This is a genomic window from Pantoea sp. FN0307, assembly GCF_050113815.1.
In the GTDB taxonomy this organism is placed as follows: domain Bacteria; phylum Pseudomonadota; class Gammaproteobacteria; order Enterobacterales; family Enterobacteriaceae; genus Mixta; species Mixta alhagi.
In genome coordinates, this window is the sequence record NZ_JBNJSO010000004.1 from 82,041 (window position 1) to 100,804 (window position 18,764).

16 protein-coding genes, 5 tRNA genes and 2 other RNA genes are annotated in these 18,764 nt (G+C 55.2%); 14 read left to right on the forward strand and 9 right to left on the reverse strand.

What is annotated here, in order from left to right:
* Window positions 1-91 precede the first annotated feature (91 nt).
* The 10 genes from tolB to ACQE3Z_RS13090 all read left to right on the forward strand — a co-directional run bounded on the left by tolB (window position 92) and on the right by ACQE3Z_RS13090 (window position 3,817).
* On the forward strand, window positions 92-1,387 hold the full coding sequence (gene tolB / locus ACQE3Z_RS13045; RefSeq protein ID WP_426974117.1) for a Tol-Pal system beta propeller repeat protein TolB: 1,296 nt from the start codon (window positions 92-94) through the stop codon (window positions 1,385-1,387).
* A gap of 44 nt (window positions 1,388-1,431) precedes the next feature.
* A complete protein-coding gene (gene pal, locus ACQE3Z_RS13050; protein ID WP_085067572.1) occupies window positions 1,432-1,959 on the forward strand; it encodes a peptidoglycan-associated lipoprotein Pal in 528 nt (175 codons plus the stop codon).
* Between the two features lie 9 nt (window positions 1,960-1,968).
* A complete protein-coding gene (gene cpoB / locus ACQE3Z_RS13055; protein ID WP_426974118.1) occupies window positions 1,969-2,754 on the forward strand; it encodes a cell division protein CpoB in 786 nt (261 codons plus the stop codon).
* 164 nt (window positions 2,755-2,918) lie between these two features.
* Window positions 2,919-2,994: transfer RNA gene (locus ACQE3Z_RS13060), tRNA-Lys, on the forward strand.
* A gap of 73 nt (window positions 2,995-3,067) precedes the next feature.
* Window positions 3,068-3,143, forward strand: a tRNA-Lys gene (locus tag ACQE3Z_RS13065).
* A 76-nt stretch (window positions 3,144-3,219) separates the two neighbouring features.
* Window positions 3,220-3,295: transfer RNA gene (locus ACQE3Z_RS13070), tRNA-Lys, on the forward strand.
* Between the two features lie 12 nt (window positions 3,296-3,307).
* A non-coding RNA gene (locus ACQE3Z_RS13075) (RtT sRNA) lies at window positions 3,308-3,434 on the forward strand.
* 75 nt (window positions 3,435-3,509) lie between these two features.
* Window positions 3,510-3,585 (forward strand) — tRNA-Val (locus tag ACQE3Z_RS13080).
* Between the two features lie 2 nt (window positions 3,586-3,587).
* Window positions 3,588-3,663, forward strand: a tRNA-Lys gene (locus tag ACQE3Z_RS13085).
* Between the two features lie 29 nt (window positions 3,664-3,692).
* Window positions 3,693-3,817: non-coding RNA, RtT sRNA (locus ACQE3Z_RS13090), on the forward strand.
* A 72-nt stretch (window positions 3,818-3,889) separates the two neighbouring features.
* Here ACQE3Z_RS13090 and ACQE3Z_RS13095 read toward each other — a convergent pair.
* Entirely contained in the window at window positions 3,890-5,350 is a 1,461-nt protein-coding gene (locus tag ACQE3Z_RS13095) for an AlkA N-terminal domain-containing protein (RefSeq protein ID WP_426974119.1), read from the reverse strand.
* Window positions 5,351-5,518: 168 nt separating this feature from the next.
* On the opposite strand from ACQE3Z_RS13095, the gene ACQE3Z_RS13100 reads away from it, so the two are divergent.
* The 3 genes from ACQE3Z_RS13100 (at window position 5,519) to pnuC (ending at window position 7,960) form a co-directional block, all read left to right on the forward strand.
* On the forward strand, window positions 5,519-6,010 hold the full coding sequence (locus tag ACQE3Z_RS13100; RefSeq protein ID WP_085067569.1) for a methylated-DNA--[protein]-cysteine S-methyltransferase: 492 nt from the start codon (window positions 5,519-5,521) through the stop codon (window positions 6,008-6,010).
* Window positions 6,011-6,171: 161 nt separating this feature from the next.
* Window positions 6,172-7,230, forward strand: coding sequence for a quinolinate synthase NadA (gene nadA / locus ACQE3Z_RS13105; protein ID WP_426974120.1), 1,059 nt, complete (start codon window positions 6,172-6,174; stop codon window positions 7,228-7,230).
* 22 nt (window positions 7,231-7,252) lie between these two features.
* A complete protein-coding gene (gene pnuC / locus ACQE3Z_RS13110; protein ID WP_250652140.1) occupies window positions 7,253-7,960 on the forward strand; it encodes a nicotinamide riboside transporter PnuC in 708 nt (235 codons plus the stop codon).
* A gap of 4 nt (window positions 7,961-7,964) precedes the next feature.
* On the opposite strand, the gene zitB is transcribed toward pnuC, so the two are convergent.
* The 4 genes from zitB to ACQE3Z_RS13130 form a co-directional block, all read right to left on the reverse strand.
* Entirely contained in the window at window positions 7,965-8,897 is a 933-nt protein-coding gene (gene zitB / locus ACQE3Z_RS13115) for a CDF family zinc transporter ZitB (RefSeq protein WP_426974121.1), read from the reverse strand.
* Window positions 8,866-12,012 carry an ATP-binding protein gene (locus ACQE3Z_RS13120; RefSeq protein ID WP_426974122.1) on the reverse strand — a complete coding sequence of 1,049 codons (3,147 nt, stop codon included), beginning with the start codon at window positions 12,010-12,012 and terminating at the stop codon, window positions 8,866-8,868. The genes zitB and ACQE3Z_RS13120 overlap by 32 nt, the downstream gene beginning before the upstream one ends.
* Window positions 11,994-12,581, reverse strand: a complete 588-nt coding sequence (locus tag ACQE3Z_RS13125; RefSeq protein ID WP_426974123.1) for a response regulator — start codon at window positions 12,579-12,581, stop codon at window positions 11,994-11,996. The genes ACQE3Z_RS13120 and ACQE3Z_RS13125 overlap by 19 nt, the downstream gene beginning before the upstream one ends.
* 174 nt (window positions 12,582-12,755) lie before the next feature.
* Window positions 12,756-13,112, reverse strand: coding sequence for a YbgS-like family protein (locus ACQE3Z_RS13130; RefSeq protein WP_426974124.1), 357 nt, complete (start codon window positions 13,110-13,112; stop codon window positions 12,756-12,758).
* A 293-nt stretch (window positions 13,113-13,405) separates the two neighbouring features.
* On the opposite strand from ACQE3Z_RS13130, the gene aroG reads away from it, so the two are divergent.
* The gene (gene aroG, locus ACQE3Z_RS13135; RefSeq protein ID WP_426974125.1) at window positions 13,406-14,458 is read left to right on the forward strand and encodes a 3-deoxy-7-phosphoheptulonate synthase AroG; all 1,053 of its coding nucleotides are present in this window, start codon (window positions 13,406-13,408) and stop codon (window positions 14,456-14,458) included.
* A gap of 67 nt (window positions 14,459-14,525) precedes the next feature.
* Here the strand turns inward: aroG and gpmA are convergent, their stop codons facing one another.
* The 4 genes from gpmA to galT form a co-directional block, all read right to left on the reverse strand.
* The gene (gene gpmA, locus ACQE3Z_RS13140; protein WP_085067561.1) at window positions 14,526-15,278 is read right to left on the reverse strand and encodes a 2,3-diphosphoglycerate-dependent phosphoglycerate mutase; all 753 of its coding nucleotides are present in this window, start codon (window positions 15,276-15,278) and stop codon (window positions 14,526-14,528) included.
* Between the two features lie 146 nt (window positions 15,279-15,424).
* Window positions 15,425-16,456 (reverse strand): galactose-1-epimerase, encoded by a 1,032-nt coding sequence (gene galM, locus ACQE3Z_RS13145; RefSeq protein ID WP_426974126.1) that lies wholly within the window; start codon window positions 16,454-16,456, stop codon window positions 15,425-15,427.
* On the reverse strand, window positions 16,450-17,598 hold the full coding sequence (gene galK / locus ACQE3Z_RS13150; RefSeq protein ID WP_426974127.1) for a galactokinase: 1,149 nt from the start codon (window positions 17,596-17,598) through the stop codon (window positions 16,450-16,452). Before galK ends, galM begins: the two co-directional genes overlap by 7 nt.
* Entirely contained in the window at window positions 17,595-18,647 is a 1,053-nt protein-coding gene (galT, locus tag ACQE3Z_RS13155) for a galactose-1-phosphate uridylyltransferase (protein WP_426974128.1), read from the reverse strand. The genes galK and galT overlap by 4 nt, the downstream gene beginning before the upstream one ends.
* Window positions 18,648-18,764 lie beyond the last annotated feature (117 nt).

An 18,764-nucleotide genomic window follows, 5' to 3' on the forward strand; every position in this document is an offset into this window, starting at 1 on the left:
TTAGCTTGCCGTACTCTGTATGGTTTTAGTTAATCGTCGTCAGGAACAGTGCGAATTATCGAGAACATGGCGTTCAGATAAGGGAGAGAAAATGAAGCAGGCACTACGTGTAACCCTAAGCTTTTTTCTTCTTCTGTGGGCAGCAGTGCTGCATGCAGAAGTACGCATCGAAATCACCCAGGGGGTGAATACGGCGCGTCCGATTGGTGTTGTGCCGTTTAAATGGGAGGGGCCGGGCGCGGCGCCGGAAGATATTGGCGGCATTATCGCTGCGGACTTACGCAACAGCGGTAAATTCAATCCGCTGGATCGCTCTCGTCTGCCACAGCAACCTGGCAGCGCGGCGGAAGTGCAGCCAGCCGCCTGGACCGCGCTGGGTATTGATGCCGTCGTGGTGGGGCAGATTCAGCCGGGTGCTGATGGCAGCTATACGGTCTCTTATCAGCTGGTGGATACTTCCGGCTCGCCGGGTACCGTGCTGGCGCAAAATCAGTACAAAGTCACCAAACAGTGGCTGCGTTATGCCGCGCATACCGCCAGCGATGAGTCTTTTGAAAAGCTGACCGGCATTAAAGGCGCATTCCGTACCCGTATCGCTTATGTGGTGCAGACCAATGGCGGCCAGTTCCCTTATGAACTGCGCGTAGCGGATTATGATGGCTATAACCAGTTTGTGGTACACCGTTCACCACAGCCGCTGATGTCACCGGCCTGGTCACCGGACGGCAGCAAGGTGGCCTATGTTACGTTTGAGAGCGGCAAGTCTGCGCTGGTAATTCAAACGCTGGCTAACGGTGCGATTCGTCAGGTTGCCTCTTTCCCGCGTCACAACGGTGCGCCGGCCTTCTCGCCGGACGGTTCTAAGCTGGCGTTTGCGCTCTCTAAAACCGGCAGCCTTAACCTTTATGTAATGGATCTGGGATCGGGTCAGATTCGTCAGGTGACCGATGGTCGCTTTAACAGCACCGAACCTACCTGGTTCCCGGATAGCCAGAGCCTGGCGTACACTTCGGATCAGGCCGGACGTCCACAAATTTATAAAATTAATGTCAATGGCGGCGCGCCGCAGCGTATTACCTGGGAAGGTTCACAAAACCAGGACGCTGACGTTGCTACTGACGGCAAATCTATGGTGATGATCAGCACCAACGGCGGCGCTCAACACGTCGCCAGACAAGATCTGGAAACGGGAGCCGTTCAACAATTAACGGACACGTTCCTGGATGAGACGCCAAGTCTCGCACCTAACGGCACGATGGTAATCTATAGCTCTACTCAGGGGATGGGTTCCGTGTTGCAGTTGGTTTCGACAGATGGGCGTTTCAAAGCGCGTCTTCCGGCGACTGATGGACAGGTCAAATTTCCTGCCTGGTCGCCGTATCTGTGATGCATGTGTAAATATGTATGGCAAACTAATAACAGGATTTAGAAATGCAACTGAACAAAGTGCTGAAAGGTTTAATGCTGGCTCTGCCGGTAATCGCTGTAGCTGCATGTAGCTCGCACAAAAACAACGACAACGACCAGACCAACGGTATGGGCGGCGCTGATGGTGCATACGGTAGCGGCAATGGCATGAACGGCGGCAACATGTCTTCTGACGAGCAGGCGCGTCTGCAGATGCAGCAGCTGCAGCAGAACAACATCGTTTACTTTGACCTGGACAAATATGACATCCGTTCTGACTTCGCTCAGATGCTGGATGCGCACGCGACTTTCCTGCGTAATAACCCGTCCTACAAAGTTACCGTTGAAGGTCATGCGGATGAGCGCGGTACGCCGGAATACAACATTGCACTGGGCGAGCGTCGTGCTAACGCAGTGAAGATGTACCTGCAGGGTAAAGGCGTTTCTGCCGATCAGATCTCTATCGTTTCTTACGGTAAAGAGAAGCCTGCGGTTCTTGGTCATGACGAAGCGGCTTACTCCAAAAACCGCCGTGCCGTCCTGGTATACTAAGAGAGTCACATGATTAGTAGCTTCAGACCTCACTTGTTGAGTCTGTCGTTACTGATTGGCTTAGCGGCCCCCTGGGCCGCTAATGCTCAGGCATTAATCAGTAGCGTCGGCTCCGGCTCGGTAGAAGACCGTGTCACCTCCCTTGAGCGCATTTCCAATGCACAGGCTCAGCTTCTTCAACAGCTTCAACAGCAGCTTAACGCAACGCAAAGTGATATCGATTCGCTGCGTGGGCAGATTCAGGAAAACAGCTATCAACTGAATCAGGTTGTTGAGCGGCAAAAACAGATCTATCAGCAAATTGACAGCCTGAGCAGCGGCGCTGCGGCGGCGAGCAGTAATGCTGCCCCTGATGCCGGCGGTGATACTGCAGCGGCCCCGGCAGAGACAGGTGCAACGTCAGCGGCACCGGTACAAAGCGGTGACGCCAATACTGATTACAACAGCGCCGTTGCGCTGGTACTGGAAAAGAAACAGTACGATCAGGCTATTGCAGCGTTCCAGGCTTTTGTGAAGAAATACCCTGATTCAACCTATCAGCCTAATGCAAATTACTGGCTGGGACAGTTGAATTACAACAAAGGCAAAAAGGATGATGCGGCATATTATTTCGCTACCGTGGTGAAAAAATATCCGAAATCACCAAAAAGCTCGGAAGCGCTGTATAAGGTGGGCGTTATCATGCAGGACAAAGGTGATAACGCAAAAGCCAAAGCTGTTTATCAGCAGGTCATTAAACAGTATCCAAATACCGAAGCAGCCAAACAGGCGGAAAAACGCGCTGCCAGCCTTTAAGCGCGTAATAATGACCAGATTTCGCTGGATTTCTGGTCTTAACGCATGAAAGGTAAGCAGTTGAACCTTCTGTGGGAAAATAGTGGTTGCGCTGGAAAGGTAAATCAGTAATATATGCCGCCGTTGACGAGGCTTAAGCAATTAGGTTTCGGACGGCAAAAAGTGGGTCGTTAGCTCAGTTGGTAGAGCAGTTGACTTTTAATCAATTGGTCGCAGGTTCGAATCCTGCACGACCCACCACTTAAAGCCGTACCCGATGTAGATCGGCAGGAAGCGAACCTCATTTCTTCCTGAACAGCAGTAACCGCATTGCGGGTCGTTAGCTCAGTTGGTAGAGCAGTTGACTTTTAATCAATTGGTCGCAGGTTCGAATCCTGCACGACCCACCATTATTAAAGCAGTACCCGGTGTAAATCGGCAGGAAGCGAACCCCGTTTTTTTCCTGAACAGCAGTAACCGCATTGCGGGTCGTTAGCTCAGTTGGTAGAGCAGTTGACTTTTAATCAATTGGTCGCAGGTTCGAATCCTGCACGACCCACCATTATTAAAGCAGTATCCGGTGTAAATCGGCAGGAAGCGAACCTGCAGCAGGTTCGGGTCGAGCATAAGCGAGACAACGTTGCCAGCGGCAACGGCCCGAAGGGCGAGGCGCAAGCCGAGTTATCCTGCACGACCCACCATTATTAAAGCAGTATCCGGTGTAAATCGGCAGGAAGCGAACCCCGTTTCTTCCTGAACAGCAGTAACCGCATTGCGGGTGATTAGCTCAGTTGGTAGAGCACCTCCCTTACAAGGAGGGGGTCGGCGGTTCGAACCCGTCATCACCCACCATCGGGTCGTTAGCTCAGTTGGTAGAGCAGTTGACTTTTAATCAATTGGTCGCAGGTTCGAATCCTGCACGACCCACCAGTGTAGAAAGGCGCCCTAAAGGCGCCTTTTTGCTATGCAAAATCGGCAGGATGAGAACCTGCAGCAGGTTCGGGCCGAGCGAAGCGAGACAACGTTGCCAGCGGCAACGGCCCGCAGGGCGAGGCGAAGCCGGGTTATCCTGCACGACCCACCAGTGCAGAAAGGCGCCCTAAAGGCGCCTTTCTGCTATGCAAAATCGGCAGGATGAGAACCTGTATTCACCACGCTATTTTTTTGGCCCCAGATTTTTCCAGATATGCATTACCGCATAGCTGCGCCACGGTTGCCAGGCCACAGAGCGTGCCTCTGCCTGCTTTGCGCTGATCTTGCCAAGGTTATTGCGCACCACAATATCGCCAGCGGGAAAAGCATCTGGCCAGCGCAACGCGCGCATGGCGATATAGGCAGCCGTCCAGTCACCGATGCCCGGCAGCTGCTTAAGCTTTTGCATCATTTCTTCGGGGTGAGTACAGGTATCCAGTTGCAGATCGCCCTGGGCACAGGCGGCGGCCAGCGCCAGAATAGAACGCGCCCGGGCGCTGACAATGCCCAGGCTGGCGATCTCGTCAATGCTCGCCTCAGCAATACGCTGCGGCAGGGGAGCGAGACAGTTAAGCTCAGGGAAAGGCGTTTCAAACGCCTCACCAAAGGCGCTGACAAAACGGCCTCCCAGCGTCGTGGCTGCTTTAACCGTAATCTGCTGACCCAGAATAGCGCGTACCGCCATTTCAAAGCCGTCAAAAGCCCCCGGGACTCGCAGGCCGGGATCGCCATCGATGCTGGCGGTTAGCAAAGGATCCTGGCGTAAACGCTCGTCAATACACTGCGGATGCGCATTAAGATCGAATAAATTACGCAGACGTCGCAGCAACGCAGGCAGCGCCCCGGTCAGCGCGTGCGAAAACTCTACCTGCAATGCGTTTTTCTGCGGAGCATGGGTCACACAAATCCAGCCGCGATAGCGCCCCAGTTGCACTGTTCTGAGGTAGCGAGTCTCATCAACCCACTCCACATTCTTTAACGCACGCAGGCGAAGAAAGTCGAGCATGGTCTGCCAGTTATAGGGGGGCCGATAACCCAACAGCAGGGTGGATGAACCTAAATGACCGAAATCTTTTTCTCCGGTAGCGGCTTCTTTACGCAGACGGCTGGGCGGCATACGATAACGCGCATTAAAAACATCGTTGAATCGGCGTAGGCTACTAAAGCCGCTGGCGAAAGCGACTTCGGTGATGGGCAGGCGCGTTTCGGTCAGCAGCTGCTTAGCCAGCAGCAGGCGGCGCGTCTGTTTCAGCTCAAGCGGGGAAACCCCCAGCTCCTGCTGCACAATGCGTCGTAGCTGGCGCAGGCTAAGATGGAACCAGGCGGCAACCTCTTCCAGGCTGCTGACTTCATCAATCATGCCTTCATCAATACGCTGCAACAGCAGATCGGTTATCCGATGGGCGCTGTCAACTGGCGCATTGCCTGGTGCCAGCTCAGGACGGCAGCGCAGACAGGGGCGAAAATCAGCCTTTTCCGCCGCTTCGGCACTGGCAAAAAAACGGCAGTTCTCCCTTCGCGGCGCTTTCACCGGACAAACAGGGCGACAATAAATGCCGGTCGAAGTTACGCCAACATAAAACAGGCCGTCAAAGCGTGTGTCTTTAGAGGTCAGGGCTTGATAAGCGGTATCGCCGTTAATCATTGTCTTGCTCCGCCAGAGGTCATAAACCTTATCTTATGCTCTGGTTCAGTATAAAACTCGCTGTTTTCGGACAGGCATATTTTTTGTTCTGCTGACCGGAAACAGCGAGTAAGCGCCAGAGAAGGCGCGATAATAAGCAAACAGTGCGAGTGAACGGAGGTAAATACCATGAGCTACTACAGCAAAAAAATGGCGTCGCCGGTTGGTGAGTTAACGCTGTTCGCCAGCGAACGCGGGCTGGCTGCGGTGCTGTGGCCCAATGAACTGAGACGCATCCGGCTGGTTCCGGTAACGGAAGATCCCCGGCATCCTCTGCTGCTGGAAGCAGAACGTCAGCTTAACGCCTATTTTAACGGCGAGCTGCGACAGTTTACCGTGCCGCTCGATTTTAACGGCACCGAATTTCAGAAAAAGGTCTGGCAGGCGCTGGTGGCGATTCCCTATGGAGAAACGCGCAGCTACGCTGACATTGCCCGGGCGATAGGCCATCCTGGAGCGGTAAGAGCGGTCGGTGCCGCCAACGGCAGAAACCCCGTTTCTATTATTGCTCCCTGCCATCGGGTCATTGGCTCTAACGGCAAATTAACCGGATTTGCCGGTGGTCTGGAGGCCAAGGCTTTCCTGTTGGCGATTGAAAAGCCTGACCTGCTGAGCCAGTGAAAGACGCGGCGCGCCTGTTTCACCAGCCGTCGCCTAAAACGCGCGACAGCGGCCTCGTTTTCCATTATCTTGTTTAGCATAAAAAACAGATGTGGGTTTTTATGCCGTTATACAGCGGTGTAAATGCTAAATAAGTTAAATTGATAAAACGAGAGCGCTGAATGAGCCTGTTGCCCGATTTCAATGACTTCTATCCTTTCCCGCCCAAACCGGGTCGCCTGACCGCTGATGAAAAACAGCACTATCGCGAGAAAATTAAACGTCTGCTGCGTGAGCGTAATGCGGTAATGGTGGCCCACTACTATACCGATCCAGAAATTCAGGCGCTGGCGGAAGAAACCGGCGGCTGCGTTGCCGACTCGCTGGAAATGGCGCGTTTCGGCAGCGCCCATTCCGCTTCAACATTATTGGTTGCTGGCGTGCGCTTTATGGGTGAAACGGCAAAAATCCTCAGCCCGGAAAAAACGATTCTGATGCCTACGTTACAGGCGGAATGTTCGCTGGATCTCGGCTGCCCGATTGATGCGTTCAATGCCTTCTGCGACCAGCATCCTGACCGCACCGTCGTGGTTTATGCTAATACCTCGGCGGCGGTAAAAGCGCGGGCTGACTGGGTGGTCACCTCCAGCATTGCCGTTGAGCTGATAGAACATCTTGACAGCCTCGGCGAGAAAATTCTGTGGGCGCCGGACCGACATCTTGGACGTTACGTGCAGCAGCAAACCGGAGCCGACATGCTGTGCTGGCAGGGCGCCTGCATTGTTCATGATGAATTTAAAACCCAGGCGCTGCAGCAAATGAAAGCGCTGTATCCGCAGGCGGCGGTGCTGGTTCATCCGGAATCGCCGCAGGCGATAGTGGATCTGGCCGATGCGGTTGGCTCTACCAGTCAGCTGATTCAGGCGGCGAAAACATTGCCGCATCCGCAGATGATCGTGGCTACCGATCGCGGCATTTTCTATAAGATGCAGCAGGCGGTGCCGGAAAAGGTTCTGCTGGAAGCGCCTACCGCAGGCGAAGGCGCAACCTGCCGCAGCTGCGCGCACTGTCCCTGGATGGCGATGAATGGTCTGCAGGCGATTGCAGAAGGGCTGGAGCAGGGCGGTAAGGCGCATGAGATCCATGTGGATGAGGCACTGCGTGAGCGGGCGCTGCTGCCGCTTAACCGTATGCTATCTTTTGCAGCGGAACTTAAACTTAACGTAAAGGGTAATGCCTGACGGCTTACTTCAGGGTGCCAGGATGGACTTTTTAAGCACGCAAAACATTCTGATTCACATTCCGCTGGGCAAAGGCGGTTACGACTTATCATGGATTGAGGCGATTGGCACTCTGGCGGGTCTGCTTTGTATCTGGCTGGCCAGCCGGGAAAAAATCATCAATTATCTGTTTGGGCTGATCAACGTCACGCTGTTCGCCATTATCTTTTTCCAGATCCAGCTCTATGCCAGCCTGCTGCTGCAGCTGTTTTTCTTTGCCGCCAATCTTTATGGCTGGTACGCCTGGAGCCGACAGGAGGGAAACCAGGCGGCGTTGCAGATTCGCTGGCTACCGCGCAACAAAGCGCTTGGCTGGGGCGTGGGCAGTCTGCTAGCGATAGCCTTAATGACGTTATGGATCGACCCGGTGTTCGCTTTCCTGACCGAGGTGGCCGTGATGCTGATGCAGGCGCTGGGGCTACAGGTCACCATGCCGGAACTGCAGCCTGATGCCTTCCCGTTCTGGGATTCCACCATGATGGTGTTATCGATCGTGGCGATGATTCTGATGACGCGTAAATATGTCGAGAACTGGCTGCTGTGGGTTGTGATTGATGTGATCAGCGTGTGGATTTTTGCCCGTCAGGGTGTCTATGCCATGTCGCTGGAATATCTGATTTTGACGCTGATTGCGTTAAATGGCAGCTGGCTGTGGATCAAAAGCGCGCGTCAGCATCAACGCGCGCGTTAAAGGGTTAGTGATGGTGATGATGGGCGTGCGACGACGCGCCCAGCGTCAGGCCGCAGTCCCCCCCTTCGCAGGCCTGGTATTCCATCTGAACCGTAGCGTGATCGATCTGATAGCGCTGATGCAAATAGTGATGAATACGCTGCAACAGCGCGTCATGATCGTAAGGGGGGATCACGTGAACGTGTAGCGTGACGACAGGCTTTTCGCCTACCTGCCAAAGATGAACATGATGCACATTACGCACTTCCGGAATATTCAGCGTTAAATCACGCTTTAGCTTCTCTGCGTCAATCGCCGCAGGCGCGCCTTCCAGCAATTCATGCAGGCTCTCTTTAAGCAATGCCCAGGCGCTGCGTAGCACCAGCGCGGAGACCACCAGCGACAAAATGGGATCCACAGGCGTCCAGCCGGTAAACATAATAATTAACGCCGCAACAATCGCTCCCAGAGAGCCGAGTAGATCGCCCAGCACGTGCAGCGCCGCCGCCCGCACGTTCAGATTGCTTTCGCTGCTGCCACGATGCAGCAGCCAGAAAGAGAGCAGATTGGCCAACAGGCCGCCAATGGCGATAGCCAGCATCATCCCGCTTGCTACCGGTTGCGGCTGATAAAAGCGCTGCACCGCTTCCCAGACAATCAGTACGGTAATCACAAAGAGCGCGATGGCGTTAACAAAGGCAGCCAGCGTGGTCAGGCGCAGCCAGCCAAAGGTATGGCTGGCGTTCGGCTTACGCTGCGCAAAATGTACCGCCAGCAGAGCCATCAGCAGCGCGGCGGTATCCGTCAGCATATGACCGGCATCGGCCAGCAGCGCCAGCGAGCCGGAGAGCAGCCCGCCTGCCACTTCTGCCAGCATAAACAGGGCGGTAACAATAAAGGCCGCGAGCAGGCGGGAGCGGTTGCCGTCATGTTCCGGGTGTGAATGATGATGCGTCATAGTTTTCCAGTCTGGCTAATAAATCTTTGATTAATAATAACAGTAAACGGCTGGTTTCCCCGCACGCCTGCCGCGTCTGCGCCTGCGCGCCCAGCTGCTGGCAAAGCTGCTTGCCTTCATCAATACCTAACAGCAACCAGCTGCCCTTCATGCGATGAGCATGTTTTTCCAGCTGCGCCCAGTCCTGTCGATCGAGCGCCTGCTGAATAGCCTCGCTGTCTTCCTGAAGCGTCTGACGCAGCGTGGTGATGACCCGTGGTAAGAATGCCGCATCCCGGTTGGCCAACTGCCAGAGTTGTTGCTCCAGCTCATCCTGGATCTGGGTAGCCGGCTGGCTGGTTAACAGGGTTCGCAGCGCCGTGAGGCTGACCGGCTTCAGTATCACTTCGTCCGCCTCGCGCCAGGCTTCCGGGTGCTGTGGCAGCTGAACGTCGGCGCTACAGTAGATAAGCCGGGTGCGTTTTTCCGCACCGCGTTCGCGTCGCCGTAAAATGCGCGCCACCGTTGGGCCATCGGGATGCGGCATATTGTAATCGATAAAAATAATATCGAAGCGGGTACTTTGTGCGGCCCGCAGCAGCGCGCGCCCTTCAGCGAACACCTGAACATGTGCGCCCAGCCAGTTGAGCTGCTGCTTCATAACCAGCAAGTTGGTAGGATGATCGTCAACTACCGCAATCGTTAGATGCTGAAGCTCTGAGGGATTATTGGCGGAAGATGCCGTAATCAATGACGCTTCGGAAGTGAAGGTCAGCGGTAGCGTCACGGTGACCCGGGTGCCCTGGCCGGGCTGCGAGTATAGAATGATATCGCCACCCATTCGGCGCGCTATTTCACGACAAATCGAGAGTCCCAGTCCGCTTCCCTGGACAGAGCGCGCACGCCCTGAAGGTGTCTGATACCAGGGTTCAAACAGTCGCGCCTGCTCATCCGCAGGGATACCGTAGCCGCTATCGGTAACGCATAGCGTAAGCTCACTATCCGTGGCGCTCAGCGTCAGGGTAATGGTGCCCTGAGCGGTAAATTTCAGCGCATTGCTGATCAGGTTTGTGGCAATCTGCTGCAGTCGGCCGCCATCCAGCAACACGCGCCGGGGCAGGGCGCTCAGCGCTTTCACGTTGAAGGCGGGACCGTTGGTACGCATCAGCGGCGACCAGAAGCGGGAAAGATCCTCCAGCCACTGTTGGAGATCCAGCGGGACCGGCTGCAAACTAAAGGTGTTATTTTCGATCCGCGCATGATCCTGGAGATCGTTTAATAACGACATCAGTGAGGTGGCGCTGCTGTGGATTAATCTCAGGCGGCTTGTCTGTGGCTGATGGGCCAGCTCCAGCTCCAGCAGGCCGAGAATCGCCTGCATTGGCGTACGCAGTTCATGGCTGACGCTGGCGATAAACTGGCTTTTCATGCGGTTGGCTTGCTCTGCCGCCTCGCGCTCCTGCTCAAGCCGTAAACGCTGCCGCGCTTCCAGGCGCTGTTGCCGCCAGCGGCGTACCAGCAACGCCAGCAGTAGCAGAATAGCGGCCAGGGCGAGAATCAACAGCGTCAGAATAACGGGGCGCATGGCGCCGCTATCCGCACTGCCGGGCTGATTTTCATTGCTCCATGCGGCTCGCATACGCTGCTGGGTATCGGGTGGGATCTGCTGCAGTCCTTTATCGAGGATGGCACGCAGCAACGGCTGCTGACTGTTGACGCCCATCGCGATCGGCCAGGCAATATCGCTGGCGGCAAAGGCGAAGCGCACGGCCTCGCCGTAGCGGCTTTGTATCAGCCAGCGTGCCGAGAGCACATTATCTACCACCGCATCCAGCTGTCCGTTGGCCAGCGCATTATACAGTGTGGAGGCATCGTCAAAAGGTTGCACGGTAACGCCTTCAGGGAGCAGCTGTAGTGCTAAATCGCCACGCCGGATACCCACGCGTTTGCCCTGTAAATCCTGCCAGCGGGTAAGGTTGGGCGACAGCGCGCCGACATAAACGCCCCATAGCGCACGCCAGACCGGAAGCGTGCTGCTTTCCATGCCATCGCTGCCGGTCAACGGCTGCACCAGCTCAATCAGCGCCTGGCCTGTGCTGACCCGTTCCCGCGCCTGCTGCGGATTATTAACCCACAGCGGGGTAAAGCGCAGGCCGGTACTTTGTCCGATGGCGTTCAGCAGGTCGATGCTGTAACCGCGCGCTTCGCCGCTGGCGCTGCGGTAGCTCCAGGGATAATTATCCGTTAGCGCACTATAGACCACCTGCGGATGCTGCTTCAGCCAGGCCTTTTCCATTGCGGTAAGATGCAGCGTATTGGTATCAGAGTAGCGCGGTAGCTGCATGCTCCAGCGCCCCTGGATACCATTAATCACTTCGACCGGCAGTTGCCGAATCGCCTGATTCAGCGCGTCGCGCAGCGCGACCTGCGGCGTAACGGCGTACAGGCTCAGTTCACCCGGCTCAAGCGTGGAGGCAATCTGATAAATCTCTCCCTGCTGTAGCTGGCTGAGCAGAAAGCCCGCGCTGGTTTCATCCGCCACAACATAATCGTTTTGCCGATTGAACAGGGTATAGAGCGCCTGTAAATCACTGCTGTAAGTTTCCCAGCGGTGACGATGCGCAAAGTCAGGATCAACTTGCTGCAGCGTGCTGGCGCTAACCGCAATGCGTGCCTCCTGCGAATTAAACATGACCGGGCGATGATTCTGGCGGCTGCGGTAGATGCGTAGCGGGGTACTAAACCAGGGGCGGGTGGCGTAAAGATCGTCGGCGATCGCCTGACGCGGGATGCCAAAGGCGAGATCTTCCTTGCCCTGACGCAGCGCATCCAGCAGCGCAGCGTTAGTCGGATAGCTGTTAATGGCAAAGCGCGCGCCGGTCAGATTACCCAGCGCCACCAGGTAATCGGCGTTGATGCCATATAAATCCTTACCGACAAACATATTCCACGGCGCGCTGCTGGCCTGCAGCACGCCTACGCGCAACGTTTTTCCCTGCCAGGGCCCTGTTTCGCCGCCCGGCATCATCAGCTCCTGCGGCAGCGGCATACTGCTTACCGGTCGCCAGGCGGCGGTGGCCGGAAGGCTCAGCAGCAGCGCCAGCAGCAGCAGGCGAGCTATTGCTGAGCTTTCCATAAGGCGGCGAGATCCAGGACGGAATGGGCTCCGGTTTTCTCCAGAATATTCTTTTTATGCGTACTGACCGTTTTATTGCTGATATGCAGCTGTTGAGCGATCTGCAAATTAGACAAGCCCTGTGCCAGTAAGGAAAGCACCTGCTGTTCTTTGCCGGTCAGTGGCAAAGCGCCTGCAGCGGAAATATCGGCGGCGAAAACCGTCTTCCCGCCCAGCACCGCAAGAATAGCGCTCAGCAATTGCGGCATACTCTGACTTTTTACAATGTAGCCAGCGGCACCGGTAGCCTGCGCCATTTGCATATACAGGCGCTCGGTTTGAGCAGAGTAGATCAGCACCGGCAGATCAGGAAAACGGCGTTTAAGCAGCTTGAGCATCTCCAGCCCATTGCTGTCAGGCAGGCTGATATCCAGGATCACCAAATGGGGCATTTGCTGCTGCAAAGCCTGAAAAGCGGCGGCTTCGTTATCCACTGCCGTCAGGCTCAGGCGAATAGGCGCATTTGCCAGTGCAGCTTCCAGCGCAACCTGCACCAGCGGATGGTCGTCAATAAGTAACAGATGCGCCATAGAAATATTTCATTGATCGTTATTTGATTTATTACAGCATCTTAGAATAGCGAAAAAAGCGGTGGAAGCAATGTCTGGCAGAAGAGAAGGCGGTAAACCAGCAAAAATTTATCGTGGGTCAAAATAAAAGAGAGCCGCGGCTCTCTTTTATTTAATCAGCATGACGGCGTCATGTTATTGCGTCGTGCCGTCGGTTTTACGATCAACGTCGCCACCGCCCTGCTGCGTCTGAACTTTTTCATTGATGTTAGGGCATTTGCCGTCTTTACACTGCGCGTTTTTATCCATTTCATCAGCGCTCATGCCGTTGCTGCCAGCGGTTGGCGTGCTGCTGGTATTATTATTAATACCGGAATTGTTAATCTGGCTATTATCAACATTATTCGGCGGCAAATTTTCTTTTGCGCCTGGCGCTACTGCGCCGGCATCCGCTGCCTGGTTTGCTGCACCGTTATTACCGTCTGCGGCCAGTGCGGCACCGCTGCCCAAAGTCATGGCTGCTGTCAGAATTGCAATGGCAAACTTATTCATAATTATGCTCCCGTTAATTATTGATAGTTGCTGACGAAACCTGATAAAACGTTTAAGTCATTTTCTCGTGCAGGCAAAACAATATATCGCCACAGCAACATATGGCGAAAACTTGTGATGAAAATAATAAATTTTTAAGAACTAACGGTTAAAAGTGTAGTAAGGAACCAAAGAAACGCAAATCCCTAATGCCCTTTGTTTAGGGAAACGCGATTTACAGCGCGGCAGTGACGGGATAGATTGGGCAAGGTGTGCCAGCTGCATGACAGGCAAAATATAAAAATGGATAGCTTATGAATTACCAGAATGATGATTTAAGAATCAAAGAGATAAAAGAACTGTTACCTCCGGTTGCGCTACTGGAAAAGTTTCCCTCGACGGAAAAAGCCGCGACGATCGTTGCCGCTTCGCGTCAGGCGATTCACAAAATTCTGAAAAATGAAGATGACCGTTTGCTGGTGGTGATCGGTCCCTGTTCTATTCATGATGTTGAAGCAGCCAAAGAATATGCTCACCGTCTGTCAACGCTGCGTGAAGCGTTAAGCGGCGAGCTGGAAATCGTGATGCGCGTCTATTTTGAAAAGCCGCGTACCACGGTGGGCTGGAAAGGGCTGATCAACGATCCGCTGATGGACGGCAGCTTCCAGATCAATGATGGTTTGCGCATTGCCCGCAAACTGTTGCTGGACATCAATGACGCCGGTCTGCCGACGGCGGGTGAATTCCTGGATATGATCACCCCGCAGTATCTTGCCGACCTGATGAGCTGGGGAGCAATTGGCGCACGTACCACCGAATCACAGGTGCACCGTGAACTGGCTTCAGGCCTTTCCTGCCCGGTAGGCTTTAAGAACGGCACTGACGGCACCATTAAAGTGGCGATTGATGCGATTAACGCGGCCGGATCGCCACACTGTTTCCTGTCGGTGACCAAGTATGGCCATTCTGCGATTGTTGAAACCAGCGGCAACGGTGACTGCCATATTATCCTGCGCGGCGGTAAAGAGCCGAACTACAGTGCGCATCATGTCAGCACAGTAAAAGCGGGTCTGGAAAAAGCGGGTCTGCCGGCTCAGGTTATGATCGATTTCAGCCATGCTAACAGCAGTAAGCAGTTCCAGCGTCAGATGGTAGTGGCTGAGGATGTTGCACAGCAGATCGAAGGCGGAGAGCAGGGCATTATCGGCGTGATGATCGAAAGTCATCTGGTGGAAGGTAATCAAAGCCTGGAAAGCGGCGAGCCGCTGGTTTACGGCAAGAGCATTACCGACGCCTGCATCGGCTGGGAAGATACGGAGAAGGTACTGCATCGGCTGGCCGCTGCGGTAAAAGCGCGCCGGGGCTGAGCGTCGTCTTACGCACAGGCAGCAATAAAAAACCCGCCGTCTGGCGGGTTTTTTTGCAAATAACGAATTACTTCGCTTTGCCCTGGTTCGCTACCGCTGCGGCTTTCGCTGCGATTTCGTCAGCGTCGCCCAGATAGTAACGCTTAAGCGGCTTGAAGTTTTCGTCGAACTCATAAACCAGCGGTACGCCAGTTGGGATGTTCAGTTCGAGGATCTCTTCTTCGCTCATGTTATCCAGATATTTCACCAGCGCGCGCAGTGAGTTACCGTGAGCGGCAATGATCACTTTCTCACCGCTTTTCAGGCGCGGCAGAATAGATTCATTCCAGTAAGGGATAACGCGTTCAATGGTCAGCGCCAGGCTTTCCGTGGTAGGCAGCTGTTCAGCGGTCAGTTTCGCATAGCGCGGATCGTGGCCCGGGAAGCGTTCATCTTCGCGATCCAGTTCCGGCGGGGTAACGGCAAAGCCGCGACGCCACTGTTTTACCTGCTCGTCGCCATACTTCTCAGCGGTTTCTGCTTTGTTCAGGCCCTGCAGCGCACCGTAGTGACGCTCATTCAGACGCCAGGATTTTTCAACCGGCAGCCAGGCCTGATCCAGTTCGTCCAGAATGTTCCACAGAGTGTGAATTGCGCGCTTCAGCACGGAGGTGTAAGCGAAATCGAAGGTGAACCCCTCTTTTTTCAGCAGCTGACCTGCTGCTTTTGCTTCTCCGCGGCCTTTATCAGACAGATCCACATCGTACCATCCGGTAAAGCGGTTTTCGTTGTTCCACTGGCTTTCGCCGTGGCGCACCAGAACCAGCTTAGTTACAGCCATAGCTTAACTCCTTAACGCTCGTATGATAATGAAACCATTATATTGCCGTCGCGCGCGGCACGGCAATCGATAGTGCCCTACCATAGCGGAATTCTACGCACGGCGTAAGTACTCAACCTGCGCGATGCCTGTTTTTCAGCCTGATGTTATTCCGCCGTTAACGTATAGCGGGTAACACTGTGATAGGTTTCGCCCGGTTGTAACCAACAGTCAGGCTGGGGCCATTCAGGATGGTTAGGTGAGTCGGGTAAAAACTCACTCTCCAGCGCGATGCCCTGGAAAGCAGTATAGCTCTCCTGGTCACGTGCCGGCGTTCCTGCCAGATAATTGCCGCTGTAAAACTGCAGCGCCGGCGCGCTGGTATGCACCGTCAGCTTAAGTTTGCCGTCTGCCGACCAGAGCTGCGCTGCAGGTTGCGCGGCATCGCGTTCATTCAGCAGAAAGGCATGGTCGTAGCCCTGTACCAGACGCTGATCCTCATCCTGCAAAAAGTCACGGCTAATGGATTTGGGCTGGCGGAAATCAAAGCCGCTGTTCTCTACCGTCTGTAGCGGCGCGCGCGGAATGCCTTCGCTGTCTACCGGCAAATAGCGATCGGCGCTGAGCTGCAACCTGTGCTGACGCGCATCGCCGTGATGCGCGTCCAGATTGAAATAGGCGTGATTGGTCAGATTGACCGGGCAGGAACGATCCACCTGCGCCTCCCAGTTAATCCACAGGCAGTTATTATCATCCAGCCGATATTCCACCTGAGCGATAAGATTGCCGGGATAGCCCTGGTCGCCGTCGGGTGAATCGATACGGTAAATAACGCTGTTTTCGTTCTGGCGAACAATCTGCCAGCGGCGTTTATCGAAACCTTCCGGGCCGCCGTGCAGCTGATGCGCGCCCTGATTTGCCGCTAAAAAAATATCCGCCTTGTTCAGACGCGCACTGGCGATGCGGTTGGCGTAGCGGCCTACGGTCGCGCCAAGATAAGCGGTCTGCTTAAGGTAGTCGGCAGGCGTTGCGCAGCCGAGCAGCGCTTCACGAATGCTGCCATCTTTCATGGGGACGCGCGCCGAGAGCCAGGTCGCGCCCCAGTCCATAAAGGTGGCGACCATGCCCTTGCCGTTGCGCAGTACGGTAATGCGCCACGGCTGGCCGTCGGGAGCCAGTGAAGTCGCTTCGTTTAGCATTGTCCCGCGCCCTCCGATGCCTTGCAGACATAAAAGGTCTCTTTAATCCCGGTTTTGGCTTCGTACTGGCTGGCAACGGCGGCTTTTACCGGCTCCACCAGGTCAACCGGAATCAGCGCCACCACGCAGCCGCCAAAGCCGCCGCCGGTCATCCGCACGCCGCCCCGATCGCCGATAACGTCTTTCACTATCTCAACCAGCTGGTCGACAGGCGGTACGGTGATCTCAAAATCATCGCGCATTGAGGCGTGTGATTCCGCCATCAGCTCACCCATGCGTTTCAGGTCGCCTTTGCTTAGCGCCTCGGCAGCTTCCAGCGTGCGGGCGTTCTCGGTTAATACGTGACGCACGCGTTTGGCAACCTGCGGATCCAGCTCATGTTCTACTGCTCTGAACTGATTGATATCCACATCGCGCAGCGCGGGCTGGCTGAAGAAACGTGCGCCGGTTTCGCACTGCTCGCGGCGCGTGTTGTACTCACTGCCTACCAGGCTGCGACGGAAGTTCGAGTTAATAATCACCACCGCCACATCCTGCGGCATCGGCACCGCACGCGTGCCTAACGTGCGGCAGTCAAGCAGCATAGCGTGATCTTTTTTACCCAGCGCGGAGATCAGCTGATCCATGATGCCGCAGTTACAGCCGACGAACTGGTTTTCCGCTTCCTGACCGTTTACCGCGATCTCGGCGCCATCCAGCGGCAGATGGTAAAGCTGCTGGAATACGGTACCCACTGCCACTTCCAGCGACGCAGATGAGCTGAGTCCAGCCCCCTGCGGCACGTTGCCGCTGATCACCAGGTCCGCGCCGTTAAAGTTGCCGCTGCGCTTTTGTAAATGTTTCACCACGCCGCGCACGTAATTCGCCCACATCGGCTCTTTAACGCTCATAATCGGCTCATCCAGCGAGAAGCTGTCCTGCTGATTATCATAATCTACCGCGATAACCCGCACCTGACGATCGTCACGCCTGGCGCAGCTGATCACCGTCTGGTAATCAATAGCGCAGGGCAACACAAAGCCGTCGTTGTAATCGGTATGTTCACCGATCAGGTTGACGCGGCCCGGTGCCTGAATGGTGTGTGTCGGCTGATAGCCAAACTGCTGCTGGAAAATCTGATCGGTAGTGGTTTTTAACGTCATTCTGAGTCTCCCGTCTGGCGGAAATGAATATCACTGACGGAACGCAGGCGCTCCGCTGCCTGTTCTGCGGTTAAGTCGCGCTGGGTTTCTGCCAGCATTTCATACCCAACCATAAACTTACGTACCGTCGCCGAACGCAGCAGCGGCGGATAAAAATGTGCATGCAGCTGCCAGTGCGGGTTCTCTTCGCCATTGAACGGCGCGCCATGCCAGCCCATGGAGTAGGGGAAAGAGCACTGGAACAGGTTATCGTAGCGGCTGGTAAGCTTTTTCAGCGCCAGCGCAAGGTCGCTGCGCTGCGCATCAGTCAGATCCACAAGGCGCTGAACAGCCGTTTTCGGCAGCAGCAGCGTTTCAAACGGCCAGGCCGCCCACCAGGGCACCACCGCCAGCCAGTGTTCAGTTTCCACCACCGTGCGGCTGCCGTCTTTTAGCTCACGCGCCACATAATCCACCAGCATCGGTGAGCCGTGCTGCTGCCAGTAAGCGCGCTGATGCTGATCTTCGCGCTGCACTTCGTTTGGCAGGAAACTGTTTGCCCATACCTGACCGTGCGGATGGGGATTTGAGCAGCCCATCGCCGCGCCTTTATTTTCAAACACCTGTACCCAGGGATAGTCGCGGCCCAGCTCGGCGGTCTGCTGCTGCCAGGTGGCGACTACCTCTTCCAGCGCCGACAGACTTAATTCCGGCAACGTTTTGCTGTGGTCAGGAGAAAAGCAGATCACCCGGCTGGTGCCGCGCGCGCTTTCGCAGCGCATCAACATATCGTCGCTTTGCGGCGCTTCAGGCGTATCAACCATCAGCGCGGCAAAGTCGTTGTTAAACACCCAGGTGCCGGGATAATCGGGATTTTTGTCGCCGGTCACACGGGTATTCCCCGGACAAAGAAAACAGTCAGGGTCGTGTTTCGGCAGTTGCTGCACGGCCGGTGCCTCTTGCGCGCCCTGCCATGGGCGTTTCGCACGATGTGGGGAAACCAGCACCCACTGATCGGTCAGCGGGTTATAACGGCGATGAGGATGATCGACCGGATTGAATTTTTCCATGTTGTGTCCTGATAGCTGACTAAAGCGGAGATCGCAGAATAAAAAATAGCACAGTGTAAAACCTGAAAGCGTGATCCAGTCTGGATAAATGGAATCGTTTACACAAGATGAAAATTC